This window comes from Fundidesulfovibrio terrae (genome assembly GCF_022808915.1).
Classification (GTDB): Bacteria; Desulfobacterota; Desulfovibrionia; order Desulfovibrionales; family Desulfovibrionaceae; genus Fundidesulfovibrio; species Fundidesulfovibrio terrae.
Window position 1 is genome coordinate 359,437 of sequence record NZ_JAKZFS010000004.1, and the last position, 24,967, is coordinate 384,403.

At 66.9% G+C, this 24,967-nt stretch carries 21 protein-coding genes; 12 read left to right on the forward strand and 9 right to left on the reverse strand.

The features are described from left to right. Positions 1 to 5: 5 nt before the first annotated feature. From ML540_RS14435 to ML540_RS14445, 3 genes are all read left to right on the forward strand, one after another. Complete coding sequence (locus ML540_RS14435) at positions 6 to 770, forward strand: hypothetical protein (protein WP_243362532.1); 765 nt, start codon at positions 6 to 8, stop codon at positions 768 to 770. A gap of 151 nt (positions 771 to 921) precedes the next feature. After that, a complete protein-coding gene (locus tag ML540_RS14440) occupies positions 922 to 2,241 on the forward strand; it encodes an L-cysteine desulfidase family protein (protein WP_243362534.1) in 1,320 nt (439 codons plus the stop codon). A 75-nt stretch (positions 2,242 to 2,316) separates the two neighbouring features. After that, positions 2,317 to 2,811, forward strand: a complete 495-nt coding sequence (locus ML540_RS14445; protein ID WP_243362535.1) for a Spy/CpxP family protein refolding chaperone — start codon at positions 2,317 to 2,319, stop codon at positions 2,809 to 2,811. A 160-nt stretch (positions 2,812 to 2,971) separates the two neighbouring features. Here the strand turns inward: ML540_RS14445 and ileS are convergent, their stop codons facing one another. Together ileS and ML540_RS14455 are read right to left on the reverse strand one after the other, a co-directional pair. After that, the gene (ileS, locus tag ML540_RS14450; RefSeq protein ID WP_243362546.1) at positions 2,972 to 6,055 is read right to left on the reverse strand and encodes an isoleucine--tRNA ligase; all 3,084 of its coding nucleotides are present in this window, start codon (positions 6,053 to 6,055) and stop codon (positions 2,972 to 2,974) included. Between the two features lie 120 nt (positions 6,056 to 6,175). Continuing rightward, positions 6,176 to 8,152 (reverse strand): tyrosine-protein phosphatase, encoded by a 1,977-nt coding sequence (locus ML540_RS14455; protein WP_243362547.1) that lies wholly within the window; start codon positions 8,150 to 8,152, stop codon positions 6,176 to 6,178. A gap of 301 nt (positions 8,153 to 8,453) precedes the next feature. Here ML540_RS14455 and ML540_RS14460 point away from each other — a divergent pair, with 301 nt between their 5' ends. Then, positions 8,454 to 8,834, forward strand: a complete 381-nt coding sequence (locus ML540_RS14460; RefSeq protein ID WP_243362550.1) for a flagellar protein FlaG — start codon at positions 8,454 to 8,456, stop codon at positions 8,832 to 8,834. Between the two features lie 147 nt (positions 8,835 to 8,981). Continuing rightward, positions 8,982 to 9,620 carry a hypothetical protein gene (locus tag ML540_RS14465; protein WP_243362552.1) on the forward strand — a complete coding sequence of 213 codons (639 nt, stop codon included), beginning with the start codon at positions 8,982 to 8,984 and terminating at the stop codon, positions 9,618 to 9,620. Between the two features lie 235 nt (positions 9,621 to 9,855). Here the strand turns inward: ML540_RS14465 and ML540_RS14470 are convergent, their stop codons facing one another. From ML540_RS14470 to ML540_RS14480, 3 genes are all read right to left on the reverse strand, one after another. Continuing rightward, positions 9,856 to 10,224 (reverse strand): pyridoxamine 5'-phosphate oxidase family protein, encoded by a 369-nt coding sequence (locus ML540_RS14470; protein WP_243362555.1) that lies wholly within the window; start codon positions 10,222 to 10,224, stop codon positions 9,856 to 9,858. Between the two features lie 246 nt (positions 10,225 to 10,470). Continuing rightward, positions 10,471 to 11,901, reverse strand: a complete 1,431-nt coding sequence (pdxR, locus tag ML540_RS14475; protein ID WP_243362557.1) for a MocR-like pyridoxine biosynthesis transcription factor PdxR — start codon at positions 11,899 to 11,901, stop codon at positions 10,471 to 10,473. Positions 11,902 to 11,940: 39 nt separating this feature from the next. Beyond that, positions 11,941 to 12,627 carry a glycosyl transferase gene (locus tag ML540_RS14480; RefSeq protein ID WP_243362559.1) on the reverse strand — a complete coding sequence of 229 codons (687 nt, stop codon included), beginning with the start codon at positions 12,625 to 12,627 and terminating at the stop codon, positions 11,941 to 11,943. A gap of 120 nt (positions 12,628 to 12,747) precedes the next feature. On the opposite strand from ML540_RS14480, the gene ML540_RS14485 reads away from it, so the two are divergent. The 3 genes from ML540_RS14485 to ML540_RS17850 are packed head-to-tail and all read left to right on the forward strand — an operon-like array spanning position 12,748 to position 15,253. Then, entirely contained in the window at positions 12,748 to 13,008 is a 261-nt protein-coding gene (locus ML540_RS14485; RefSeq protein ID WP_243362561.1) for a hypothetical protein, read from the forward strand. 41 nt (positions 13,009 to 13,049) lie between these two features. Continuing rightward, positions 13,050 to 13,625: a DNA-3-methyladenine glycosylase I gene (locus ML540_RS14490; RefSeq protein ID WP_243362562.1), complete on the forward strand. Its 576-nt coding sequence runs from the start codon at positions 13,050 to 13,052 to the stop codon at positions 13,623 to 13,625. After that, positions 13,622 to 15,253, forward strand: a complete 1,632-nt coding sequence (locus ML540_RS17850; protein WP_279343449.1) for a glycosyltransferase family protein — start codon at positions 13,622 to 13,624, stop codon at positions 15,251 to 15,253. The genes ML540_RS14490 and ML540_RS17850 overlap by 4 nt, the downstream gene beginning before the upstream one ends. A 4-nt stretch (positions 15,254 to 15,257) precedes the next feature. Here ML540_RS17850 and ML540_RS14505 read toward each other — a convergent pair whose 3' ends face one another. Continuing rightward, complete coding sequence (locus ML540_RS14505; protein ID WP_243362564.1) at positions 15,258 to 15,590, reverse strand: DMT family transporter; 333 nt, start codon at positions 15,588 to 15,590, stop codon at positions 15,258 to 15,260. A gap of 180 nt (positions 15,591 to 15,770) precedes the next feature. Here ML540_RS14505 and ML540_RS14510 point away from each other — a divergent pair, with 180 nt between their 5' ends. The 4 genes from ML540_RS14510 (at position 15,771) to ML540_RS14525 (ending at position 22,352) form a co-directional block, all read left to right on the forward strand. Continuing rightward, a complete protein-coding gene (locus ML540_RS14510) occupies positions 15,771 to 17,210 on the forward strand; it encodes a class I SAM-dependent methyltransferase (RefSeq protein ID WP_243362566.1) in 1,440 nt (479 codons plus the stop codon). 10 nt (positions 17,211 to 17,220) lie between these two features. Next, positions 17,221 to 18,297, forward strand: coding sequence for a radical SAM protein (locus tag ML540_RS14515; RefSeq protein WP_243362568.1), 1,077 nt, complete (start codon positions 17,221 to 17,223; stop codon positions 18,295 to 18,297). Between the two features lie 26 nt (positions 18,298 to 18,323). Next, the gene (locus ML540_RS14520) at positions 18,324 to 19,430 is read left to right on the forward strand and encodes a radical SAM protein (RefSeq protein ID WP_243362578.1); all 1,107 of its coding nucleotides are present in this window, start codon (positions 18,324 to 18,326) and stop codon (positions 19,428 to 19,430) included. Positions 19,431 to 19,697: 267 nt separating this feature from the next. Next, positions 19,698 to 22,352, forward strand: a complete 2,655-nt coding sequence (locus ML540_RS14525) for a response regulator (protein ID WP_243362579.1) — start codon at positions 19,698 to 19,700, stop codon at positions 22,350 to 22,352. Positions 22,353 to 22,361: 9 nt separating this feature from the next. Here ML540_RS14525 and ML540_RS14530 read toward each other — a convergent pair whose 3' ends face one another. Genes ML540_RS14530 through ML540_RS14540 form a run of 3 tightly spaced genes read right to left on the reverse strand, consistent with a single transcriptional unit; the run spans position 22,362 to position 24,966 of the window. After that, positions 22,362 to 23,366: a glycosyltransferase gene (locus ML540_RS14530; RefSeq protein WP_243362581.1), complete on the reverse strand. Its 1,005-nt coding sequence runs from the start codon at positions 23,364 to 23,366 to the stop codon at positions 22,362 to 22,364. A gap of 2 nt (positions 23,367 to 23,368) precedes the next feature. Next, positions 23,369 to 24,238, reverse strand: coding sequence for a cell division protein FtsX (locus ML540_RS14535; protein ID WP_243362583.1), 870 nt, complete (start codon positions 24,236 to 24,238; stop codon positions 23,369 to 23,371). After that, positions 24,235 to 24,966 (reverse strand): cell division ATP-binding protein FtsE, encoded by a 732-nt coding sequence (locus ML540_RS14540; protein WP_243362592.1) that lies wholly within the window; start codon positions 24,964 to 24,966, stop codon positions 24,235 to 24,237. The genes ML540_RS14535 and ML540_RS14540 overlap by 4 nt, the downstream gene beginning before the upstream one ends. Position 24,967 lies beyond the last annotated feature (1 nt).

The following is a 24,967-nucleotide window of genomic DNA, read 5'->3' on the forward strand; positions in this document are numbered from 1 at the left end:
CGGGCATGGACATCACCATTTCCCGAAAAAGCGTTTCCGGCGGCTTGTGGCTTCGCGCGGGCGTCTTCTTGCTGGCCTGCCTGCTGGTCTCGGTCTTCTGCCTGGGCGACGCCTATGCCCGGGGCGGCCGGGGCGGCGGAGGCGGCCGGGGTGGAGGCGGCCGGGGCGGAGGAGGCTTCAACCGTCCTCCGGCGGCGCGCGGAGGCGGCGGTGGCGGTGGCTTCAGCCGTAGCAGCATGAACCGCGGGGGCGCGAACCGAGGGTCGTTGCAAGGCGCGACCCCGGCCAGGGGCAGCATCGGCCAGGCCGGCCGCTCAGCGTCTAGGGGGGACCGCAATGTCGGCGGCGACCGCAATGTGGGCAACCGCAGCGTCGAGCGCGGGGACCGGACCGTGGGCGACCGCAACATCGGCGGCGGCGAGCGCAACGTCGATCGCGGCGACCGCACCAGAGGGGACCGGAATGTCGATCGCGGCAACCGCAATGTCAACACGGGCAATATCAACACGGGCAACGTCAACGTGAACCGCGGGGCCTACCCCGCGCCGGTGCCGGTCCCGGCCTACGGCTACGGCGGCTATGGAGGCTACGGCTACGGGGGCGTGGCCGCGGGAGTGGCGGCCGGGGCCATGCTGACCATGCTTCCGGCCACGGCCATCGCCCTGTCCAACTCGTCCGGCGGCGACACGGTCTACATCGCGGACGACAAGTGCTACCGGGAGGTCTACGACGAGGGCCAGGTGGCCTACGAGCCCATGCCCTGCCCGTAATCCGGGGCTGGACCTTTCATCCGGGCCGGGACGAAGAAGCCCGGCCCGCCCCATCCCCGGCACGTACCGCGGTGGCGCTTGACAGCCGGGCCGATCCGGCACACCTCATGGCGGCCCCTTGTGACCAAGGGCGCGATGGGGGGATGCCTACATGAGCTATACTGTCAAGGACGTGCTGCGCCTGGAAGTCGCTCCGGCGCTCGGCTGCACCGAACCCGTGGCCGTGGCCTTGTGCGCCGCGGCCGCGGTCTCGCTTCTGCCCGGAACCTCGTTCGACTCCCTCGACGTCTGGGTGGACCCCAACATTTACAAAAACGGCCTGGCCGTCTCCATTCCCGGCACGGGCGGGCTTTCGGGCCTGGACACCGCCGCCGCGCTGGGGGCTGCCGGGGGCGATCCGGCCCTGCGCCTGGAGGTGCTCTCGACCCTCACGGACGAGTCCCTGGAGCGTGCCAAGGAGCTTCTGCGCTCGGGCGCGGTGCGGGTGCACCTGCTGGCCGACCGGCGCGGCCTGCACGTGCGCGCCGAGGCCCGCGCGGACGGGCACGTGGCCCAGGCGGTCATCGAGGAGCATCACGACCAGATAGTCTCCCTGACCTTGGACGGCGCTCCCGTGGCGGACAGCCCGCTCTGCCGCCGGGGGGACGCGGGCAAGGCAGGCGTGGGCGCGCTCGAATCCTGGCTCAAGGGGCTGCCCCTGGACAAGCTCGTCGAGCTTGTCGATGAACTCGACGACGAGGACTTGGCTTTCCTCGAGGACGGCGTGCGCCACAACATGGCCCTGGCCGACTACGGGCTCAAGCACGGCCCGGGCCTGGGCGTGGGCAAGACCTTCGAGCGCCTCGTGCGCCAGAAGCTCATGCGCAAGGACATGTTCGTGGCCGCGCGCATGCTCACCTCGGCGGCGGCCGACGCCCGCATGGACGGCGTGCGCCTGCCCGCCATGAGCTCGGCGGGCAGCGGCAACCACGGACTCACGGCCATCCTGCCCATATGGGCGGTGAAGGACTACGTGGAGTGCGACCGCCGCACGGCGCTTTCGGCCATAGGCTTGAGCCACATCATCACCGCCTACGTGAAGGCCCACACCGGCAGGCTTTCGGCGGTGTGCGGCTGCTCGGTCGCGGCCGGGGCGGGCGCCGCGGCGGGCGTGGCCTTCCTGCTCGGCGGGGACGTGCACCACGTGGCCGGAGCCATCAAGAACCTCATGGAGGACCTGGCCGGGGTGATCTGCGACGGGGCCAAGGCCGGCTGCGCCCTCAAGCTGGCCACTGCGGCCGGCACCGCCGTGCAGGCCGCGCTGTTCTCCCTGCACGGCGTGAAGGTGAAACCCACCGACGGCATCATCGCCGAGTCCCCGGAGCAGACCATGCGCAACGTGGGTGCGCTCAGCACCGAGGGGATGATCGAAACCGACCGGACAATCCTGAACATCATGCTGGAGAAGAAAATCACCGGTCTGGCGTATTGAATGTAACGGTCCGGGGCGTTTCGTCCACTTACTCCATGAGCGCGCTCACGAAGGCAAGAGCTAAGGAGAACGACGATGAAACGTATCGCAGCCGCATTGGTGCTGTTGGCCGTACTGGCCGCCACCGCCCTGGCCGCACAGGAGAAAGGCCCCGGAGGTCCCGAGGGTTTCGGTCCCGGCCACGGCAGAGGCCTCGTCAAGATGCTGGAACAGTTGAACCTGACCCCTGACCAGAAGCATCAGGTGGCTCAGATTCTTAAGGACAACCGCGAACAGGGCAAGGCTCTGCGCGAGGCTATGAAGACGTCACACGAAGCCATGCGCGAGGTCATGGACAAGACCCCCGGCGACGAGGCCGCGGTGCGCAAGGCCGCCCAGGCCATGGCCAAGGCCGGCGAGGAGCTGGCCGTGAACATGGGCAAGGTCAAGGCCGCCATCGACGCGGTGCTCACCCCCGCGCAGAAGGCCCAGCGGGACGAAATGCACGCCAAGTTCAAGGAGCATTTCAAGGGCCGCATGGGCGGACATGAAAAGGAAGTGGACGACTGGATCGCCCAGAACCTGAAGTAACCCCTCCCGAAGTCACCCCCTGATTGAAAAACCCCGGCAGGACGCACGTCCTGCCGGGGTTTCGTTTTTTCAGCCTACTCCGCATCGATCGACGCGAAGCTATAGGGGATTCCAAAGGGACGAAGTCCCTTTGGCCGCCGGAGGCATCATCCTCTTCTCTTTACTTCCCGGTCACTTCCACCCGAAGCTTCCCGTTCTCGTCCTCGACCTCGATCTGCGGGGCGCTTGCCGCCCACGCCACATCGACGGCCAGGCACTGCTCGGTGAGCCAGCCCAGGTGGGCCTCCAGGGCTTCTTTCCACACGCCGTCGGCCTCGATGCCAAGCCGGATGCGCTGGTCGTAGGCAAGATTGAGCTTCTTGCGCTGGTCCTGGATGAGGCGGTTGAGCGTCCGGGCCGCGCCTTCTCTCTTCAGTTCCGGCGTCACGGCAAGCTCAAGGCCCGTCACCAGCCCCCTGTCGGCTGCAACGCCCACGCCGTCGCTGAGTCCTTGCCAGGCGATCACGAAGTCGCCGGGCTCCACGCGGGTTCCGGCGGCCGTGAGCGCTCCGTCCGGCCCGATCTCGTAGTTTCCGGCCTTGGCGGCGGCCAGGGTGGGCCCGAAGGATCCCTTCAAGAGGGGCCCGAGCTTCTTGGCGTCCAGTTGCACGGCGCGGCTGGCGAAGGACTCGGGGCTTTCGGGGTATTCCACGGCCTTGACGTTGACCTGCTCCTCGATGAGCGCGCGGTAGGGCTCCACGGTAGCCTTGTCCACACCGGCCACCAGGATGGCCGAAAGGGGCTGGCGCAGGTTGATGCGCACCTTCTCGCGGATGGACCGGCCGCACTCGATGATGCGGCGCACGGTGTCGATCTCGGCGGTGAGTTTCAGGTCCTCGCGTCCCGGAACGGCCTGGGGCCAGTCGGCCAGGTGCACCGACTCGCCTGCCAGGTGCTTGTGGATGTGGTCCATGGCGAAGGGGATGAAGGGCGCGAAGACGCGCGAAGCTTCCACCAGGCAGGTGTAGAGGGTGTCGAAGGCCTGGCGGGCGTCGTCGTTGATGGCGTCGGTCCAGAAGCGGGGGCGGTTCAGCCGCACGTACCAGCCCGACAGGGTGTCCACGAACGTCAGGATGGCCTGGTAGCACTTGGGCAGGTCGTAGGCCTCGATGTTTGCCTCGACGGCTTTGCGCAACTCCTCGAGCTCGGCCAGGATGTGGCGGTCGGCCAGCTCCGTGGCGGTATCGATGAGCCTGGGCTCATAGCCCGTGGCCAGGGCAGCGTAGGAGGTGAAGAAGTGGAACACGTTCCAGAAGGGGATCAGGTAACGCCGGACCGCGTCCTCCACGTCGCGCTCGGAGAAGCGCAGGTCCAGACCGCGCACCACCGGCGAGGAGAGCAGGTAGATGCGCAGGGCGTCCGAGCCGTACTTGTTCACCACGTCCATGGGGTCGGGGAAGTTTTTCAGCCGCTTGGACATCTTGCGGCCGTCCTCGGCCAGCACCACGCCGTGGCAGATGCAGTTGGTGAAGGGGGCCTGGTTCTTTAAAAGCGCCCCTTCCACCAGCAGGGTGTAGAACCAGCCGCGCGTCTGGGCGATGTACTCCACGATGAAGCTGGCCGGATAGTTGGCGTCGAACCACTCCTTCTTCTCGAAGGGGTAGTGGGCCTGGCCGTAGGGCATGGCCCCGGACTCGAACCAGCAGTCGAACACCTCGGGCACGCGCTTCATGGTGCCCGAGCATCCGTCCTTGGAGCAGGACCATCCGAGCTCGTCGCAGAAGGGGCGGTGCAGGTCCTCGATCTTTTGGCCGCTCCTGGCCTCGAGCTCGGCGATGGAGCCGGGCACTTCGAGGGTGCCGCAGGTTCCGCAGCGCCACACCGGGATGGGCGTGCCCCAGAAGCGGTTCCGCGACACGGACCAGTCGCGCGCGTCGGCGATCCAGTTCTTGAAGCGGCCGGTGCCGATGTGGTTAGGCACCCAGTTGATGGGCTCGTTGCACTCGAGCAGCTTGTCGCGGTTGTCGGCCACCTTCACGTACCAGCTGGAGATGGCCCGGTAGATGAGCGGCTGGTCGCAGCGCCAGCAGTGGGGATACCTGTGGCGGTAGTTCTCCTGGGCGAACAGGGCCCCGGTCTCGCGCAGGCGGCGGGCGACGACCTTGTTGGACTCGAACACTCCCGTGCCGGTCAAGTCGGGGGCGGCCTCGGTGAACTTGCCCTGGTGGTCCACCGGGTCGAAGATCTCGATGCCCTTGGAGGTGCACAGGTTGTAGTCGTCCTCGCCGAACGCCGGGGCCATGTGCACGATGCCCGTGCCCGTGGAGGTGTCCACGAAGGAGCCCTCCAGCACCACATGGTTCTTCTCGCTGACGGCGTAGGGGAACAGGGGCTCGTAGCGGAGGCCGGCCAGGGCCGAGCCCTTGGCCTCCTCCACGATCACCGGGTTCTCGGGCAGGAATTTCTTGTAGGCCTCCATGCGTTCCTTGGCGATCCAGACCTTGTCGTCCGGGGCGATTTCCACCAGGGCGTAGGTGATGTCCGCGCCCAGGGCCAGGGCCAGGTTGGAGGGCAGGGTCCAGGGGGTGGTGGTCCAGGCCAGGAAGGAACGGGTGGGGTCGGCCTTTTCCCGGAAGCGCACGGTGATGGCCATGTCGTCGCGCTCGCGGAAGGAGTCGTCCAAGCCGGTCTCGAAGTTGGAGAGCGGGGTCATGCAGCGGTTGCAGTAAGCCACCACGCGCGGGCTCTCGTAGACCAGGCCCTTCTCGTACATCTGCGAGAAGGCCCAGAGCACGCTCTCCATGAAGGTCAGGTCCATGGTCTTGTACTGGCGGGAGAAGTCCACCCAGCGGCCGATGCGGTTGACCGCCTTTTCCCATTCGCCCGCGTAGCCCAGCACGATGTCCCGGCACTTCTGGTTGAACTTGCCGATGCCGTACTCCTGGATCTCGGCCTTGCCCGAGATGGCCAGCTTCTTCTCCACCTCGTACTCGATGGGCAGGCCGTGGCAGTCCCAGCCCCAGGTGCGGTCCACGAAGCGGCCGCGCATGGTGAAGTAGCGGGGCACGGTGTCCTTCACGTAGGAGGTGAGGATGTGGCCGTAGTGGGGCAGGCCAGTGGCGAAGGGCGGGCCGTCGTAGAAGACGTAGGGCTTGCCGTTCTTGGTCTTTTCCAGGGACTTCCAGAAAATGCGGTCTTCGTTCCAGGAAGCGAGGGTTTCTTCCTCGAGCTTGGGGAACGACACGGACGACGGGGCTGGTTTCACGTTTGGCTCCGGAGTGGCGAAATAAGGGAGGCCAGGACTTTTTATGAAAACGTCCCGCAAGTCAAGAATGGCCGGGAGGGACATGCTCCGCCGGGAGCCGTCCAGGACGGAGTTGTCCTCCTAAAAACTGTAGGCAAGGGACAGTTGTCCGCTGATGCCGGCGCTGTGTGCCCCGTCACCGATTACGCCATCGCACCGGGCCTTGGCGGTGAACGCGCCGCGCTCGGCCGTTACGCCCAAACCGGCCTTCATGAGGTCGTGGCTGTCGTAGGCTGAGGATTGGCTCACGGCGAGACCGTAGAGCGTCCCGATGCTTTCGGCTTGGGGATTGCCGAGCACCCGCTCGTATCCGAGGGTGACGGCAGGCGCTATGGTCCAGGCGCCGAGTTGTTGCCGATCAAGGCTGACCTCCAGGTCGGCCAGCAAGCTGGAAGACGTCTTGCCCATGCCATGGACGTGCAGGGCGAGGTCACTTCCGCTTTCGTTGAAACTGCCGAGGGATACACCGGACACGCGAACCCCTGCCTGCAGGGCGACGGTGAACGGAGCCGCGTAAATAACGTCGCCGAGACCAACCCGGCCGCCGTATACGGCGCCGTTGGTACTGCCGGTGGCGGTTCCCAGGCCTCCGCCCAGGCCGCGTCTGCTTTGGTAGTCGACCCAGCCTGCATCCGCGCGCGCCTCCACATACGGGCCGGCGTCGAGGGCCGAAAACCCGTACCGTCCGCCAATCGTGGCCAGAACGGTGTTGATGGTGGCGGTGGCGTCGGCGCTTGCGACCGACCCCCAATTGTAGCCGACGCCGAGATTGACGCTGGCCTGATTGTTGATGCGGCGCGTGGCCCCGATGATCGACCCGGCGCTGTACTCCGTGCTGCGGGCAGCGCCGTTGCGGCCATCGGACCAGAAGTTGCCCCCGAAGCCCGCCAGCCAGACGCGGGTCTGCCCTTCGCCGAGATCGCGGCCGTTGGCGTAGGGCGTGATGGCCTCGTCGATACGCTGGGGCTGGCGCAGCAGATACGAGGCGGCATCGGCATGCACCTGGCCGCCGACCTGCGTCTGGACGCCCCCGAGCGTGCCCTCGTCCACGGCGGACTGCAGATAGTAATTGTAGCTGGTGTAGCGGCCCGACAGGGGGGAGTTCTGCAACGCATTCAGGAAAGCGGCGCCGGAGGCGGCGTTTCCGGCTGACCCGGCTTGCCCGGGCAACATGAGGTAGTTCACCATCTTGGCGCGCAGAACGTAGATGTCCGCCAGGGTGAGCCCCAGCCCCTGAGTCAGATAGCCGTACATCGACCCATAGGAGGAGATCACCTGGTCGAGCCCGGCCTGGAGATAGCTGGACTGAACCCCCAACAGCGCATTGGCGGTCGCCGGATTCGCTCCCGGCACTTGCGAGAGGATGGCCGCCCGCGAAGACGTGATGAATGCGGCCGTATAGCTGTTGGTGGCCAGATAGTCGTTCATGATGGTCGCCGGCGACACGCCAGCGATGCTTTCGAGGATGGCGGACGTCCAGCCGGTGCGGTCCTTGCCGCCCGAACAGTGGTACACATCGGCATGGGGGTCATTGGCCAGGGTGATCAAGACGGTGCGAAATCCCGCCCGCTGGACCGGATCGGTGACAAATGACTGGTAAGCGGCCTGCATGAAACTGATCGCAACCGAGGGGGGAGCGGTAAACGGCGGCTCGGGCACGGGAGCCGGAGTGCCATAGATGTTGACGTTGGTATACGCGGCTCCAATCGGAACCACATCGGGCGTCTGACTGATTTCTGCCGGGGTTCGCAAATCGATATCCCGGCCGATGCCGAGCCGAGAGATGGTTGCCAGGTCCGCGGTGTTGAGAGAGCCCAGTTGGTCGGACCGATAGATTACCCCGGTTCGCATCACTCCGAAGTTGCTGGCCGGGTTGACGAATCCGGTCCCTCCATTGCTCGCCGAAATTCCCGCAAGATCTCTGAAATTTTGGGCGGACGTCAGGATTGGAGTCGTAATCGCCAGCTGAGCCCGCGCGGGCGAGGCAAAGAAACAAAAAAACAGCGCAAGGATGCAAAGTGAAACGTTTCGCGTCGAGACCACCTCAGGAGCCGGCATGAATAAACTCCTTCCAGATCGAGGTCGATGCCGGAGCGCCTCCGGCCTGGCCGGTGTTGCGGATGGACCACTGCCTGGAGAGCAGGGGGCGTTTACGGCGTTGCCCATGATTGTCCTGCCTCGCCTGGGGTGACCATTCGCAACCATTGACCAATATTTATGTTTTTCTAACATATCGTTGCGTTTTCCGCAATTGGCGGCCGAAGGAAGGCGGAAAGCTAAAGTCCGGCCCCTGAATATCCGATAAGGAAGGTGTCGAAACCGGAAAACGGTTTGGGTTTCATCCAGGGAGGGGTGGGCCATGAACATACAACCGACCGAAACACCGAAAGACGTCGTGGTGGCGGCGTTGGATCAGGAGCGCGCTACGGCCGCAGTGAAGCACCAGGACGAAAAGGCCCGTCCGGTGGAGAGCCAGGACGGCCAGGACCAGGACGCATCGGGCCATCCCCTGGACAAGGGCCAGGCCGAGGAACTGCTCAAGAAGGCCCAGGTCTACTTCGAGGGAAAGGGAGTGAACCTGCACTTCAAGACCATGGACGACAGCTCCGGCGATGTGCAGGTGGAGGTGACGGACGCCCAGAGCAAGAAGGTCATCCTCAAGATTCCCCAGGACGAACTGGTCAAGCTCTCGGAGAACATCAAGCGCATGGGCAAGGGCGTCCTGGACAAGGCGGTCTGAGTCCGGCGGTTCAGGCGCGCGCCCGCAGTCTCGCGGCGGCCCCGGGGGAGAGGTGTGGACCTTCCCGGGACGGGGAAACCATGGTTAACGAATTTTAAGGCCCGGACCGCTTGATGCGGGGCCGGGCTTTTACTACTTGCTTCCTCCATGAAGACCTTCATCCGCATCGTGTGCCTGGGCCTTTGCCTGGCGCTGGCCGCTCCGGCGTCCTGGGCCAAGACCGAGGACTCCGCGAAAAAATCGTCCCAGTCGAAATCCAAATCCAAGTCCGACTCGAAATCCAAGTCGAAGAGCGGCTCCAAGTCCAAGAAGGGCAAAGATCCGTCCAAGGGCAAGTCCAAGAAGGGCGCGTCCGCCAAGGCGCCCGAAGGCGGCTTCCGCAACTTGCCCTGGGGCGCGCCGCTCACGGCCCTCAAGGAGCCCGACCTGCGCGAGCAGGAAGGGGAGCTCAAGTACTACACGGTCCCCGACGACGACATGGACGTCATGGGCGCGCACATGCGCGAGATCGTCTACGTTTTCTGCAAGGACAAGCTCTCCGGGGTGCTCACCCGCTACGACGGACAGGTGAACCACCTGATTCTTTTGACAAAGCTCAGCGACACCTACGGAACGCCCCTGGAGAGCCCGCCCAACGTGCGCGGAGACCGCTCCTGGCGCTTCGACGTGAGCGAGGGCTCGTCCATCGTGATGGAGTACGCGGAGAATTCGAGCACCGGAGCCCTGGCCTGGATGGCCAAGGGGCAGCTGACGCCTTGCGAGCAGCCTGAGCAGGCCGGGCAGTAGCGCCGGCTTTGCCGGGCGCTCCTGCCGCTCGGGGTGACCGGCGCACGGGGCCCATGCGGCACCGGCCTTGGATCCAGCGCGCCGCTGCGGCCGCCCGAATCTCTCGGGCCTGTGGATTCTGGGGGCCGCAGCGCAGCCATGCGCCAAAAAATTTCGGCCGGGAGCGGGCGGATACGATCCGTCCGCTCCCGGCCGTTGTTTCAATCCCCGGTCGCCCGGGAAACGCCTGCCGTGGCTAGAGGGTCTGCTCCACCGACGTGACCGTGATCACCAGCGCGGCCCGGGCCCACTTGAATTTGGCCACGGCCTCGAAATGCGGTCCCGAGGTCTCGAAGGCGGCCGTGCCCCGGATGAGAAACCCCGCGCCGGGGCCGTTCTTCCCGGTCACCTTGCGGCTTCCCACCGTCATCAGCACCCGGTTGTCGTGGGCCACGTTCTTTTCGGTCTTGTGGTAATACCCGGCGGGGACGATGATGCGGCCGCCGTCCATGACCTTCAGGTAGCTGTTCCAGGTGTTCACCAAGTGCGGGCCGTCCTCGCCCTGGGTGGCGATGGCCGCCACGCCTTCGTTCTTTATGACCTCGAGCATTTTTTCAGGAATCATAACCGTACTCTCCATTCAATTCGTTGTTTGGAAACGACGCCGCGCGCACATGCCTGGCGGGATCGCGCCCGTTCCCTGGCAGGATCAGGCGGTGAAGGCTCGCCGGTGCGGCCCGGGCGTCATGATGCGTTGTAGAGAAATCCGCGGGGAATGACAGGTGCAGTTTCGAAAAAAGATATGGGGACAGACGGTCGGGGCGCTGGGAGCGCTTCCAGGTCAGGCTGGCGCTTGAGGCGCGGTCGCCCCTCAGTCCGTGTCCGGCAGGTCCCGGCCGAGGCATATCCCGGCGAGCAGCCGCGTGGCCCGGTCGATCTCCTCGGGGGCCATGGAGCCGAATCCCAGGAGCAGCAGGCCTTCCGCGCCGCCGCCTCCGTCCAGGGTCTCGGAGAACGGGAACAGCCGTATGCCCGCCACGCCCGCCCGGCGGATCAGCTCCCGCTCGCCAAGGGCCATGCCGGGAATCCGCAACACCACGTGCAGTCCCGCCCCCTGGCCGATGATCTCGGCCTTGTCCCCGAAATGGGCGTCCACGGCGCGCAGGAGCGCGTTGTGCTTTTTCTTGCAGCCGGTGCGCATGCGCCGGATGTGCCGGTCCCAGTGGCCCTGGGCCATGAACCTGGCCAGGGTCCGCTGTTCCAGGAGCGAAGCCGGGGCCTGGTAGTGGCGGAAAAGCTCGTGGTAGCGGGCAAGCAGGGAGCGGGGGAGCACCATGTAGCTCAGGCGTAGCGCCGGGGACAGAATCTTGGAGAACGTGCCCAGGTAGATGATGTCCCCCTCCGGATGAAGCCCTTGCAGCGAGGGGATGGGCTTTCCCTGGTAGCGCAGTTCGCTGTCGTAATCGTCCTCGATGATGACGTTGCCGCCCGCCCGCGCCCAGTCGATGAGCTTAAGCCGGGTGCCCACGGGCATGACGTGGCCCAGCGGAAACTGGTGCGAGGGGGTGACGTAGGCCACGCGGCTCCCGCTGTCCTTCAAAGCGTCGATGTCCATGCCGCCGGGGCCCACGGCGACCGGGACCACCTCCAGGGAGTTGTTGCGCAGAACGGACCGGGGGAGGAAATAGCCCGGGTTCTCGACGCCCACCCTGGGGTGCGTGTCCTTGACGAGGGTCGCGGCCATGCCCAGGGCGTGCTGCAGCCCGGAGCAGACCACGATCTGCTCCGGAGAGCAGGCCACGCCGCGCGAGCGGTCCAGGTACTCCCGGACGGCCTGGCGAAGCTCCCGTTCTCCCTGCCCGTCGCCGTAGCGGGCCAGTTCGCCGGAGCTCTCGCGCAGGCATTCCAGGTAATACTTGCGCCACAGCGGCGCGGGGAAGCTGTGCGGGTCGAGCTTGGCCGGATGGAAATCGTAGCGGCAGGGCGGCCCGGCCCCCGGATCCGCCCCGGGTGCGGCGTCCGGCCCTCGCAGCTTTCGCTTCGCGGTCGGGGGAGGGGCTTCGTGGTCCAGGGCGGACACGAAATAGCCGCTTCGGGCCCGGGCGTGAACGTACCCCTCGGCGGTAAGCTCCAGGTAGGTGTTCTCCACCGTGTTTCGGCTGACCGAAAGCTCCGCGGCCAGGTCCCTGACGGACGGGAGCTTCGCGCCCGCAGGCAACCGGCCGGACAGCACCCGTTCTCTGATCTGCCTGGCGAGCTGCGCGTAGAGCGGGTCGGGGGAGTTGTGGTCGAGGATGAACATGACGCTCCGGGTGCCGCCGCGTGGGGCGCGCGGCCGCGTTCAGTCCGAGGTCCGGTCCCCGGACTTGGCCTGGCGGGGGTTGACTCCCTCGGGGTCCAGTCCCCGGCCCGCATCGTACACGCCCACCACGTCGTCGATGCGCGCGACGCTTCGGGCGCGCTGGAAATAGCGGCGGATGTTCAAAAAATCCGATTCGTAGCCGCCTTCCCCGCCCCAACCCCGGCCGCGTCCCGCGACCAGATCCCGGGAGAGGCACAGGCACAGGGGGTCGATGTTGCCCTGGCGCACGGCCTCCTCGGCGGTGCCGGGCCGGGGGAGGTAGGGGATGTCGAAGGCGCGGCCCACGTCGATGCGGGCGATGACCATCTCGACCTCCGGATGCGACAGGAAGCTCGCGAGGGCGTTCGGGGTCAGCGCGTTGTCGTCGTCCAGGAACATCAGGCGCGCCCCCCGGGCCAGCCCGATCAGGCGGTCGCGGATGTAGTTGCCGAAGTTGCCGCTCTTGGGAAAGTCCACGAAGGTTGCGGGCACTGTCGTTTCGGGCCGTACGCCCTTGACGCCGTCGAATCCCACCAGCCATTCCACCTGCCCCGGCCGCATGAGCCCGGCGGAAACGGCGTTCGCGGCGGCTTCGTCCAGGCTCCTTGCCGCCAGGGCCAGGGCGTTCGGGCGGTCGCCCCGGCTGGGCGTCACCACGCTTATGAGAACGTCGCCTGGCGCGGCCACATGGACCTCCCGGGGTTCTTGGCGTACTGTGCTTCGGGCATGGCCCGAGTATAGTCCCAAACGCGCCGGGAGGGAACCTCGCGGCCCGTTGGTCAACCATCTGAAAATCAAGGAGCGATCATGAAAGGAGTCTGGGACGGGCTCGACAAGGAGCGCATCAGCCGGGCGGTGCTCACGGCCTTTTCCTCCGATGAATACCTGGAACTCCTGGCCGCTATCAACAACGCCGACACCGTGGCCGAGGTGGAGGCCGCCAGGGCGCAGCTCAAGGACGTCATGGCCCTGTGGCGGCAGGAGTGTCCCGAATACGCCTTCATGGTGGACTGCCTGTACCTCTTCTCCGAGAAGATGGACCTGTACCTGGCCGGGAAAGGCGCGTGAGCGCGGCTGCGGGTCCGCATCCGGACGGCCCGGACGCAAGGGTGCGCTGTCCCTGGCCGGGCTCCGACCCCCTCTATGTGGACTACCACGACCGGGAGTGGGGCACGCCGCTTCGCGACGACCGGGCGCTCTTCGAGCTTTTGGTGCTGGAGGGCTTCCAGGCCGGGCTGTCCTGGTACACCATCCTCAAACGCCGCGAGGGCTTCCGCCGGGCCTTCGGAGGCTTCATCCCCGAGGTGGTGGCCGCCTACGGTCCCAAGGAGCACGCGCGCCTGTTGGCCGATCCGGGCATCATCCGCAACCGCCTCAAGGTGGAGGCCGCGCCCCTGAACGCCCGGGCCTTTCTGGCGGTGCAGGGCAGCTTCGGCAGCTTCGCGGACTATCTCTGGGGTTTCGTGGACGGCCGTCCCGTGGTCAACGCCTGGGAGCGCGTGGACCAGGTCCCGGCCGTGACCCCGCTGTCCGACACCGTGAGCCGCGATCTGAAATCCAGGGGGTTCAAGTTCGTGGGGTCCACCAGCGTCTACGCCTACCTCCAGTCGGCCGGCATCGTGAACGACCACCTCGCCAGCTGCTTCCGCTTCGCCGAGCTGGCCGGGGCCGCCGCACGCGCATGAGCGGCGCGCGGCCCCTCGCCGTCTACGTCTCCCCGGGCCTGGCCGCCTGGCTGGACGCCTTGCCCTTCGAGACGCTCATCGTCACTCCCGGTCCGGGCATTTTTGATCTGGCCGCCGAACTTGAAACCCGGGGCGTCACCCCGGACGTCATCATCCAGGACGAGGTGCTCGCCCCGCGCACCCTGCTCAAAGGCCTGGAGAAGTTCCGCTGCCCCAAGCTGTTCTGGAGCAGGGACCCGCACCTGAACCACTATTGGCAGGCCCCTTACGCCGGACTGTTCGACGCCGTGGCCAGTACCCAGAAGGCGCAGGCCGGGCCACTGGCCCAGGCCTGCGCGGGCCCCGCCGCCTGGATCACCTGGAGCGAGACCCCGGGGCCGTGGGTTCCTCACTCCCGCAGAGCGCACGGCGCAGCCTTCGTGGGGCGGGTGACGCAGTTTCGGCCGCTTCGGCGCATGTTCACGGAACTGCTTCTGTCCCGGCATCCCATCCGGGTGGAGACGGACATCCCCCACCCCGAGGTTCCCGGCGTGTACGCTCAGGCCCGCCTGGCCCCCAACGAATCCATCCTGGGGGAGACCACCCACCGCCTTTTCGCGGCCACGGCCCAGGGCTGCCTAGTGCTGGAGCCCGCGCGCGACAACGGATTGGAGGAACTCTTCGAGCCCGGCCGGGAGGTCGTCACCTACGAGGACGGCCTGGAGCTTCTGGAGGTCATGGCCTTCTACTCCCGGCGGGACGGGCTGGCCGAGAAGATGGGCCGGGCCGCCTGGGAGCGCTGCGGGCACGACCATCGGCCCGAAAACAGACTCGTGTCCCTGGGAGAGCTGGCCCACCGGGCCGCGCCCCGCTCCCCGAGCGCCCGGGAGCACCGCAGACTGCTGGCCCTGGCCGCCGCGCACTGCCTGGAATCCTCGCTTCTGCCCGGCCGCCTGGAGGATGTCCTGGACCTCCTGGAGGAATTCCAGGACGATCCCGAATGCGTCACGGCGGCGCTTCGCCTGCTGACTTGGGCCGGCCAGCCGCGGCAGGCCCTGTCGCTGGCCGCCTTGCTCGCATCGGCCGGATTCGCCCCCGGCGACGTCTCTTTTCAGGTGTGCCTGTGCGTCCTGTTCCTGCGCCAGGATAAATTCGAGCTGGCCCGGGCCGCGTTTGGCGCGTTCGCGGCCGCCTCAGGCGAACCGGCCGGGGAGGCCGTCACCCCGGCCGGCCTATACGCCGTCCTGGGGGACAGGCTGGCCCGCCGCGGCCGGCGCTGGCGGCCCGGATTCCCCTTCGATCCGCAACGCCACCTCCCGGCCACGGCCAGCGAGTGCTACCTCCTGAGCCTGACGCATACGCCGGGCAACCTGCCCGTGCTGCGCAAAGCCGAGGCCCTGCTGCGCGACCTGCCCGGAAGCGAGCTGGCCCGCATGGCCTACCTCTCCGAGATGTCGCTTCGAAACCGCGAGGATTTCCGCCTGGGCATGTCCCTGGGCCTTGCCGACCTGCGGGCCTTCCGGGTGGACGCGGGCCTGGACGAGCTGCGCCTGGCCCGCGAGCAGGCGCTGGCCAAAGGCAAGGCGGCGGCCTTCGAGGCGGCCCTGGCCGCTCGCGACCCTTCGGGGCGCATCCGGGCGGCGCTGTGAGGGGTCAGGCGGCGAGCTTGAGGGCCGCCACTCCGGCCACGATCAGCGCCACGCCGAGGATGCGCAAAAGGCCTGCCGGGTCTCCGTAGAACGCGAGCCCCACCAGGAACGTCCCGGCCGCGCCGATCCCCGTCCAGACCGCGTAGGCCGTGCCCATGGGGATGACCTTCTGGGCCTGCAGCAGCAGAAAGCCGCTCACGGCCATGCACACCACGGCTATGACCACGCCCAGGACGGTTCTGCCCGGCGTGTACGTCATTTTCAGTCCCACCGGCCAGCCGATCTCGAAGAGGCCGGCGCAAATCAGATAGGTCCAGGCAACCTGCACTGTCGGCATCGTCTCTCCTCGCGCCAAAGGGTGAAGATTTTTTAGCATACGGGTTTTCCCGTTGCGTGTCAGGCCCTGGCCCACGGCCTGCCTCGCACTACCGGACGTCTCGGGTGGCATGCATGTTGCTATTCACACCGCGCCAGCCCCCTGCGTCTCCGGGGAAATAGCCAGCGAGGTGCCCGACCGATGGCCCGTACCCACAGAGTCTTCATTCCCGCAGCCCGGCTCGAGGAATTCTTCGCGCCCGTACGCGCCGTTCTCTCCGAGCGCGGCGTGCCCCTGCGCCTGGGCAGGCTCCGGCCCCGCCTGGAGCTGCCCGAACTGGCCTGCTTCGACCTGCGCGTGGCGGGTTCGGTCTGGCGAGGGCGCGCCCCCTACGTCTTTCCCCTCATGGCCACCATGGAGGACATGTCCTATCCGCAAGAGGATGGAACGCCTTTGGAGTGCCTCCCCGGGGTGGACTGGGTGGTTCTCGGGGGCGATCCGGCACAATTTTCCCTGGCCCTGGGCCAGGCGTCGTCGATCTGCCGCCACGAAGCCGTGGAGCTGACGCCCTATTTCGAGGTGGCGGGTCCCCTGCCCAGGCAGCGTCAAGAATCGGACGTCACGGTGCGCCTGCGCAAGAAATGGTATTTCGTCAACCATGCGGCCGTGACCAGCCATCTGGACCAGCTCCTGGCGCTGCCCGAGGAGCGCTGGCACGAGACCGGCTACGTGGCTGTGCAGGACCATTTCGAGACTTTCCGGCCCTATATCGAGGCCCGTCTGGTCCGCGAACCCCGCGTGATCGTGGAGCTGGGCTGCGGCCTGGGACAGACCGCCAGGTCTCTGGCCTTGCGCTTTCCCGAGGCCCGGGTGGTGGGCCTGGACGTGAGCCGCGAATCGCTCCGGGTGGCGCGCGAGAAATTCAGCCTTCCCAACCTGGAATTCCGCGAGTGCAACTTCGCCGACCCCTTCGCTTTCGACGACGGCTCCGTGGATCTGGCCGTCTCCTCCTCGGCCCTGAACATCTCCGACAATCAGGCCGGGACGGCGGACGAGACGTTTCGCATCCTCTCGCCCGGCGGCCTCCTGGTGAACGGCTGCATTTTCGAGGCGTTCCACAGCTACTGGGACTTCCCCCAGAGCGCCTTCACGCCCACGCGCTCCAACCTTTTCCTGGCGGACTGGCTGGCCGCGGCGCAGCGACGGGAACTCGGCATGGAGCTCCACCACTGGACCCGGGCCATCTCCACCCACTATTTCGCCTCCGGCCGCCTGGCGGCTTTCGAGGGCGCCTTCAGCCGTTGGCAGGAGGGCGTGCGCCACGAGCCCTTCGTCCCCTACGACTACGCCCAGTGCACCGGGTTCATGGTGGCTGGCGGGTCGGTGGCCACGCCCGAGGACCTCAAGGTCCCTCCGGCCCACCACCTGGACGCCATGGAGGACATCCTGGCGGCCTGCGAACGCCTGGACCGGGCCGGGCGGGAACTCACGGACATGACCTGGCTCACGGTGGCCTCCTGCACGGGGCTCTTCCCCGAAGCCGTGGGCTTTCTGGCCGCCTGCCTGCCGCGCGCCGCCGGAGTCATTCAAGGCGCTCTCGACACCAACCTGCTGCAATACATCCGCCCCCAGGCGGCCTAAGGAGACAGCCGTGCGTTATCCTCAGCACACCACGATAATGAACAACGCCCTGTACCCTTCCATGGTCGCCAACCAGGTGGCGGAAGTGCCCACTTTCCCCCAGGAGATCATGCTCACCACCACCTTCAACTGCAACTACCGCTGCCGCATGTGCTTCCAGGGGCATTACGACAAGCGGGAGATGCCCTGGGAAATGGTGGAGAAGCTGCGCGACGCCTTTTATTTCGCCGACACCATGCAGATCATCGGCGGCGAGCCCATGATCTGGTCGCACTTCAAGGCCGCGGTGGCCCTGGCCAACCAGACCTCCACCAAGGTGCGCATCACCAGCAACGGCGCGCTCATGGACGAGGCCATGCGCCAGTTCATCATCGAGAACCAGGTCTTCAACATCAAGCTCTCGGCCGACGCGGGAAGCGCCGCCACCTACAAGTACATCCGGGGCGGCAACTTCATGCGCTTCGTGAACAACGTGCTGGAACTCTCCAAGCTCAAGCTCTCCCACGGCGTGCAGTGGCCCATCCTGGAGTTCAACTTCGTGGCCCAGAAGTCCAACGTGGGCGAGCTGCCCAAGCTCCTGGCCCTGGCGGACTCCATCGGCATCTACCAGGTGAACGTCTACTACATGAACTGTACCCGCGAGGACTGGATCCACGAATCGCTCTACTTCCACCAGGACTATGCCGACGAGTGCATGCACAAGGCGGCTGCGGCGGCCAAGCAGATCGGCATCCCCATCAACCTGCCCGCGCCCTTCGGCGTCCGGGACATCGAGGAGACCCGGGTGTTCGCCAGCTGTTCCGAGCCCTGGCGGCTTCTCATGGTGAACATGGACGGGGAGTGCCAGATATGCTGCGGCGGAGCCCCGGTGATGGGCAACCTCAACAATTCGGAATTCATGGAAATCTGGAACGGAGCGAATCTTACGGGGCTTCGCGCCGCGGTCAACGGGGAAAACAAGCCCGGATACTGCCGGAACTGTTTCGGCAAGATGCAGAAGCCGGACGCCATCTACACCCATTTTTCCAGGCCCCTGGCCGACAGGATCCTGGCCGGCGAGCTGGCCCCCGTCAGGGCCGCGTCCTGAAGCGCGCGGGAAACACGGAGAACCACATGCAATACGCCCAGAACATCAAGGACCTGAACGAGCTGGCCAACAGCGTCTACATGACGAGCCACGTGGGCCGGGTGAATTCCTTCCCGGAATTCATCACCGTGATGCCCCTGGTGAAGTGCAACTACAATTGCGTCATGTGCGCCGAGTCCGAGCGCGACTCGGACAAGGAGCTCTCGGAGCTTGCCCTGTCGCGGCTGGAGGAGGTGCTGCCGTTTGCGCGCACGCTCTTCATCACCGGGGGCGAGCCCCTGATGTACCCCCATCTGGAGCGCCTGCTCCGGGCGGGCTCGCAGGCCGGGTGCGAGCTGTGGATGGTCTCCAACGGGTCGCTCCTGACCGAGAAGAAGCGCGAGATGCTCCTCGACGCCGGGCTCTCCCAGGTGAAGATCAGCCTGGACGCCGCCACCCCCAAGACCTACCAGAAGATCAGGGGCGGCAACTTCCTTAAGGTGCTGGGCAACATCGCGGCGCTCTCGGAGCTCAAGCTCAGGCGGGGCGTGCACCTGCCTTCCATCCAGTTGGGGTTCGTGGCTATGCGCTCCAATATCGCGGAGCTCGGGAAGCTGGCCGTCATCGCCGGAAACCTGGGCGTGGACTCCATCTACGTGTCCACCTGCACCATCCACCACGAGCACATGCTCGAGGAATCGCTCTATTTCCACCAGGAGTACGCCGACCACCACATGCTCAAGGCCATCGAGATGGCCCGGGCCGCCGGGGTGCGCCTGGAGCGCCCGCCCATGTTCTCGGAGCTGGCCGCCCAGGCGGCGCAGGCCGTGCACCAGGACCGCACCTCCGCCATGTGCCGCGAGCCGTGGAAGACCATCTTCGTCCGCTACGACGGCGCCGTGAACCTGTGCTGCGGCGGGGGAGGCAACTGCGGGAACCTGAACGACTCCAGCTTCTTTGATGTCTGGAACCACCCGGCCCGCGTGGTGGCCCGCGAGCGGGTCAACTCCCTTGATCCGCTGCCGGCCTGCAAGGCGTGCCATACCGTGAAGCAGACCGCCACCAACATCTCCAGCCATATCCCGAGTCCCGAGCTGGCCCGCCTGGGAGAGGAACGCTACGGCAAGGGCGCTCCCCTGAGCGAGGCGGTGTGAGGCCGGGACGATCCCCGGCGAGTGTTCCCATCCCCCCGTGCCGTGAGGCGCGGGGGGATTTTTCGTGGCGGGGGTGCGGGTTCGGGAAGGACCTGGCCCGGAGGCGAACGTCCGCCGGCCAGAGATCCGCTCCGGGAAGGCGACGCCGCAAAGGCGGGTTTACGCTTGACCTGCCATCGTATCTGATTCACAAATTATAAGATATCAATGGGGTTTTCCCCTGTGGGTGCGCACCGAACAACCCAACGGTCTCGAGAGCGACGTATTATGCCCCGCGCACACTCCTGGACGAGCCGTTTCAGGACCATCACATTCAGACTGGCCTGTCTGGTTGCAGTCTGCGTGCTCCCGGTGTGGATCAGCGCGGGCTACCTGGTCCATTACTCGTTCGAGAACAAGCGGGCGCTCATCGGGCGCCACATGCTGGAAACGGCCCGGGCGCTCTCCCTGGTGGTCGACCGGGAACTGGTGAGCATCCAGGCCGCGCTGACGGCCCTGGCCACGTCACCCTCCCTGGACACGGGCGACATGGCCGCCTTCCATGCGCAGGTCCGCGAGGTGCTCCAGTCCTACCCGGGCTCCGACATCATCATGGCGGACGTGTCCGGCCAGCAAATCATCAACTCCTATCTGCCTTTCGGCGCCCCCCTGCCCAAACGCAACAATCCTGAAGGCGTGCGGCGGGTGTTCGAGACGGGCGTGCCGAACATATCCGGGCTGTTCAAGGGGGCTGTCACGGGCCGTGCGCTCATCAGCGTGGACGCGCCCGTGAAGGACGGGGACCGCGTGGTCTACGACCTGGGCATGAGCGTGCCGTCGTCCCGTTTCGATTCTATCCTGGCCCTGCAGCAGTTTCCTGCGGACTGGGTGGGCACCATTGTGGACGCGAACTCCGTGATCGTGGCCAGAACCCTCGATCCGGAGCAGTCCGTGGGCAAGCCCCTGCCTCCCGGCAGCAGGCTCCGGGCGGCGCGGGACCTGGACGAGGGCATGCTGGAGAGCAGGAACCTGGAGGGGCTGCCCATCGTTCTGTGCTTCAGCCGTTCGCCCGTGACGGGCTGGACCGTGGCCGTCAGCGTGCCCGAATCGGTGATGATGTCCGAGCTGTGGACCTGGCTCGGCTGGACCCTCAGCGGCACCGCCCTGTTGTCCGTCATCGGGCTGGCGCTGGCCATGGGGGTGGGACGGGGCATCGCCGGTTCCATCCAGTCGCTCGTCCCCTCGGCCTTGGCCCTGGGGCGCGGCGAGGCGGTGGCGCCCGCGGGGGCTGGCCTGGCCGAGACCGACGAGGTGGCCCGAGCCCTGGAGAGCGCCTCCGACCTGCTCAGGCTCAGGGCCGAGGAGCGCGAGGCCGAGGAGCGGCGGCGCAGGGAGGCCGAGAAGCTGCTCAAGGAACGCAAGCGCATCTTCAGGATCGTCGCGGACAACTCCTACAACTGGGAATACTGGGCCGGGCCGGACGGAGCCTGCCGCTGGGTGTCTCCGGCCTGCGAGCGCATCAGCGGCTATTCCCCGAGGGAGTTCACCTCCCCTGGAGGGCCGACCATCCGGGATATCGTGCACCCGGACGACCTGGAGTCCTGGGACGCCCATTTGCGCGAGGACGGCGACAAGGGGCGGGCCCATGGCGAAATAGAGCTTCGCATCTTCAACCGCTCCGGGATGACCATCCAGATCAGCCATACCTGCGAGCCGGTGTACGGCCAGGACGGACAGTACCTCGGACGAAGAGGCTGCAACCGGGACATCACGGAGCAGAAGCGCATTGAGGCGGACCTGCTCGCCGCCAAGGAGCAGGCCGAGTCCGCCAGCCGGGCGAAAAGCGAATTCCTGGCCAACATGAGCCACGAGATACGCACACCCCTGAATGGCACCCTGGGCATGCTCCAGGTGCTGGAGGAGACGCCCCTGGACCCGCAGCAGCGGGAATTCGTGGGGACGGCCCTGAAATCGGGCCAAAGCCTGCTGACGGTCCTGAATGACATCCTGGATTTCTCCAAGATCGAGGCCGGGAAACTGGCCATGGTCAAGAAGGTGTTCCAGCCGTCCGACCTGCTCGCCGCCGTGGGCGATCTCTTCGGTGAGGAGGCCAGGAAGGCCGGGCTGGCGCTGGTCCTGGATTTAAGCCCGGACGTGCCCCCGGCGGTGCAGGGCGATTTCGCGCGGCTGCGCCAGGTGCTGTTCAATCTGGTTGGCAATTCGGTCAAGTTCACGCCGTCGGGGGAAATCCGTGTCGGCGTGGACGTGGACAGGCAAGACGGCAAGCTGGCGTTCACCGTCTCCGACACGGGCCTGGGCATTGCCAAGGACCGGCTGGCGGAGCTCTTCGAACCGTTCATCCAGGGTGACGGCTCCTACACCAGGCTCCGGCACGGCGTGGGCCTGGGGCTGTCCATCGTCAAGCGGCTGGTGAATCTCATGGGTGGCTCGCTGCGCATGGAGAGCGAGAAGGGGCACGGCACGTCCGTCCGCTTCGACATCCCCCTGGAGGAGGCGGTACCCGTGCGGGCGCCCGAAAGGGTCGCCAAGCCGGTTCCGGGATTCTCCCACCAGAGCGTGCTGCTGGCCGAGGACGAGGCCATCAACCGGATGACCATGCGCCGCATGCTCGAGAACCGGGGATTCACGGTCCACATCGCCTCTAACGGGCGCGAAGCCCTGGAGGTACTGGAACGCGAAAGCATCGACGCGGTGCTCATGGACATCCAGATGCCGGAAATGGACGGCCTTCAGGCCGTGGCGGCGATCCGCGACAAAGCCCGCTTCGGGGAGAAGGCAAACGTGCCGGTCATCGCCCTGACCGCCCACGCCATGAACGGGGACCGGGAGAATTTCATCGCCGCGGGCATGGACGACTACGTCTCCAAGCCCGTGGACCTCGCGCAGCTGCTGGAGGCGCTGCACCGTGTCCTGAATCCCTAGAGGGCGCGGTCAGGAGCCCCGCCGGGCCTCGCGCAGATAGGCCGCCTTCAGGAGCGGGTCCTCGGACGCCTCGGCCCAGTGCAGGTGCAGGGGCCTGAGCACCGAGCGGCGCAGCTCGTCCGCCAGCGCCAGCCGTTCCCGGTTCCCCCTGTCCAGCAAATCCGCCAGGAAACGCCCGCAGGCCGCCGCCCGGTGGGAGGCCCGATGGAAGGCGTCCACCTTGGCCATCCCGGCCGCGCCCATGGCCGCCGCCCTCTCCGGATTATCCAGCAGCAGGCGCGCCTTGGCCGCGCAGTCCGCTTCGTCGTCCGGGGCGTAGGCCATGAGGTCCACGCCGTCCTGGAAAAGCTCCGGAAAGCCGTTGCCTATGACGGGGGTGAGCAGGGGCTTGCCCATGGCCAGGGCCTCGAACACCCGGAAGTTGAGGTCGCCGCGCTCGGCCACGTTGAGGATCACCCGCCCGAGCGGGAAAAGGTCCTTGAAGTCGCCCCGGCGCACCGCGAGCCCCGGCAGCACGCGCGAAAGCCGTTCCAGGAAGGCGGCCCGGCCCGGCGTGGTCTGCGGGTCCACCGTGCCCGCGAAGAGCACGTCCCACTCGGGCTCGGCCGGGGTCCAGGGCATGAGCTCCCGGTTGGGGGCGTAGGCCGGGCTCCAGAGCAGGCGATCAAGGGCCAGGCGGCCCTCCGCGAAGCGGGGCAGGTCGTCCTTGAGGCCCACCAGGCAGGCGTCGAAGGCCTGGGCGTAGAGGGGATGCCAGGCGTGGATGTGGCTGTCCACGCTGTAGAAGACCGTGAGGCAGGGATAGTTTTCCAGGCCGAGGAAGGGCGGGGGATGGCTGCGGTCGCCCAGCACCAGCACGTCGGGCGCGCCGCCGCACAGGGCCGTGATCTGCTCCCAGGTGAAGATCCGGGGCTCGTGGTAGGAGTGGATGGAAAGCCGCCAGCCGGATTCGGCCAGGGACCCGGCGAAGTACTCCCTGCCGAACCAGGCCACCAGCCTGCCGCGCCCCGCCACGGCTACTCCCTGGCGGCCAGCCAACCGCCCAGGGCGGACATGACCACGGCCATGAGGGCCATGGCCGCCGTCTCCTCCAGGGGCAGGGGGCCGAGCTTGATCCACAGGGGCGGCTCGTAGAGCACTCCGGACAGAAAGAACTGCACCGCTCGCAGGGCCGCAAGCCCGGCGCCGGCGCCGGCAAGTCCGGTCATCGCCGCGCTCACCGCCCAGGGCAGGCGCACAAACCATTCCTGAGCGCCCACCAGGCGCATGATCTCAACCTCGGCCCGGCGGCCCTCCAGGCACAGCCGCGCCGCCAAGTAGGCCACCACGGCGATGGCCAGCGACAAAGACAGCGACAGGGGGATGAGCGCCGTGACCGAAAGCCCGCGCAGGGCTGTGGCCACGTCCAGCTGCATGGGGTTGATGCGCACTTTGTCCACGCCCGGCAGGGCCTTCAGGCGCTCCAGGAATATCTGCGGCTGGCGCATGTCTTCGCTCAGCACGCGAAGCGAGGCCAGCCCCGTGGCGGGCAGGGGGCTCACATTCCCCATCCAGGAAAAGTCGAAGCCCGTGCCCAGGGATTTCTTCAGGCTCTCCAGGGCCTGGTCCGGGGTGAAGCCCACGAACTCGTCCACGCCGGGCATGGCCCGGATGGCGTCCCACTGCTTGCGCACCGCGGCCAGGTCCGAGCCGGGCTTCCAGTATATCTGGAACTGGGCGTGCCCCTGGTGGGCCTGGAGGTATTCGTCCAGGTTGGTCAGGAACATGCCGAAGGCCCCGGCCAAAAAGCAGGTAAGCCCGAGCGCCAGGGCGGACATGGCGTGCAGCCCCGGGCTGCGGACGATCTGGGTGAAGGCCCGGGACAGGGCGCGTTTGAAGAGGGTCATGGCCGCCAGTCCTCAGGGTTCACGCCGGGGCCGTCCGCGTCGTCGTCCTGTTCCGCGGTCTCGTCGTCGGTGCCCCCGGAGAGCAGGAACCCCGCCTCGAGGCTGAGCACCCTGGCCTGCGGCGTGGATCGCACGATGTCCTGGTTGTGGGTGGCCATGAGGATGGTCACGCCGTGGGCGTGGAACTGCTTGAACACCTCCATGAGGCGCTGGGCCATGTTCCAGTCCAGGTTGCCGGTGGGCTCGTCGGCCAGGATCACCTTGGGGCCTCCGGCCATGGCCCGGGCGATGGCCACGCGCTGCTGCTCGCCGCCGGACAGGCTGGCGCAATCGAGCCCCGCCATGCGCGTCAGGTGCAGGGAGGAAAGCACCGAATCCACCCGGCGTTTGATCTGGTCCCAGGCCATGCCGGACACTTCCAGGGGCAGGCGGACGTTTTCCTCCACGGTGCGGTCCAGGAGGATTTTGAAGTCCTGGAAGACTACGGCCACGTCGCGGCGCAAATACGGCAGGCGGCTTTTCTTGATGGAGCCCAGGTCGTAGCCCGCAACGCGCGCCTTGCCCCGCTGCAGCGGAAGGTCGCCGTGCAGCAGGCGCAACAGCGTGGTCTTGCCCGCGCCGGAGTGGCCGGTGAGGAAGGCGAACTCCCCCTTGGCCACCCGGAAGCTCACCGCGCGCAGGGCGAGGTGGTCCGAGAAGGCGTGGGTCAGCTGGACGGCCGAGATCATT

Bases quoted from the DNA above. Each gene is read 5' to 3' on its own strand.
- ML540_RS14435 (WP_243362532.1), top strand. From the start codon at position 6: ATGGACATCACCATTTCCCGAAAAAGCGTTTCCGGCGGCTTGTGGCTT.
- ML540_RS14440 (WP_243362534.1), top strand. From the start codon at position 922: ATGAGCTATACTGTCAAGGACGTGCTGCGCCTGGAAGTCGCTCCGGCG.
- ML540_RS14445 (WP_243362535.1), top strand. From the start codon at position 2,317: ATGAAACGTATCGCAGCCGCATTGGTGCTGTTGGCCGTACTGGCCGCC.
- ML540_RS14455 (WP_243362547.1), bottom strand. From the start codon at position 8,152: ATGCCGGCTCCTGAGGTGGTCTCGACGCGAAACGTTTCACTTTGCATC.
- ML540_RS14460 (WP_243362550.1), top strand. From the start codon at position 8,454: ATGAACATACAACCGACCGAAACACCGAAAGACGTCGTGGTGGCGGCG.
- ML540_RS14465 (WP_243362552.1), top strand. From the start codon at position 8,982: ATGAAGACCTTCATCCGCATCGTGTGCCTGGGCCTTTGCCTGGCGCTG.
- ML540_RS14470 (WP_243362555.1), bottom strand. From the start codon at position 10,224: ATGATTCCTGAAAAAATGCTCGAGGTCATAAAGAACGAAGGCGTGGCG.
- pdxR (WP_243362557.1), bottom strand. From the start codon at position 11,901: ATGTTCATCCTCGACCACAACTCCCCCGACCCGCTCTACGCGCAGCTC.
- ML540_RS14485 (WP_243362561.1), top strand. From the start codon at position 12,748: ATGAAAGGAGTCTGGGACGGGCTCGACAAGGAGCGCATCAGCCGGGCG.
- ML540_RS17850 (WP_279343449.1), top strand. From the start codon at position 13,622: ATGAGCGGCGCGCGGCCCCTCGCCGTCTACGTCTCCCCGGGCCTGGCC.
- ML540_RS14505 (WP_243362564.1), bottom strand. From the start codon at position 15,590: ATGCCGACAGTGCAGGTTGCCTGGACCTATCTGATTTGCGCCGGCCTC.
- ML540_RS14510 (WP_243362566.1), top strand. From the start codon at position 15,771: ATGGCCCGTACCCACAGAGTCTTCATTCCCGCAGCCCGGCTCGAGGAA.
- ML540_RS14520 (WP_243362578.1), top strand. From the start codon at position 18,324: ATGCAATACGCCCAGAACATCAAGGACCTGAACGAGCTGGCCAACAGC.
- ML540_RS14525 (WP_243362579.1), top strand. From the start codon at position 19,698: ATGCCCCGCGCACACTCCTGGACGAGCCGTTTCAGGACCATCACATTC.
- ML540_RS14535 (WP_243362583.1), bottom strand. From the start codon at position 24,238: ATGACCCTCTTCAAACGCGCCCTGTCCCGGGCCTTCACCCAGATCGTC.
- ML540_RS14540 (WP_243362592.1), bottom strand. From the start codon at position 24,966: ATGATCTCGGCCGTCCAGCTGACCCACGCCTTCTCGGACCACCTCGCC.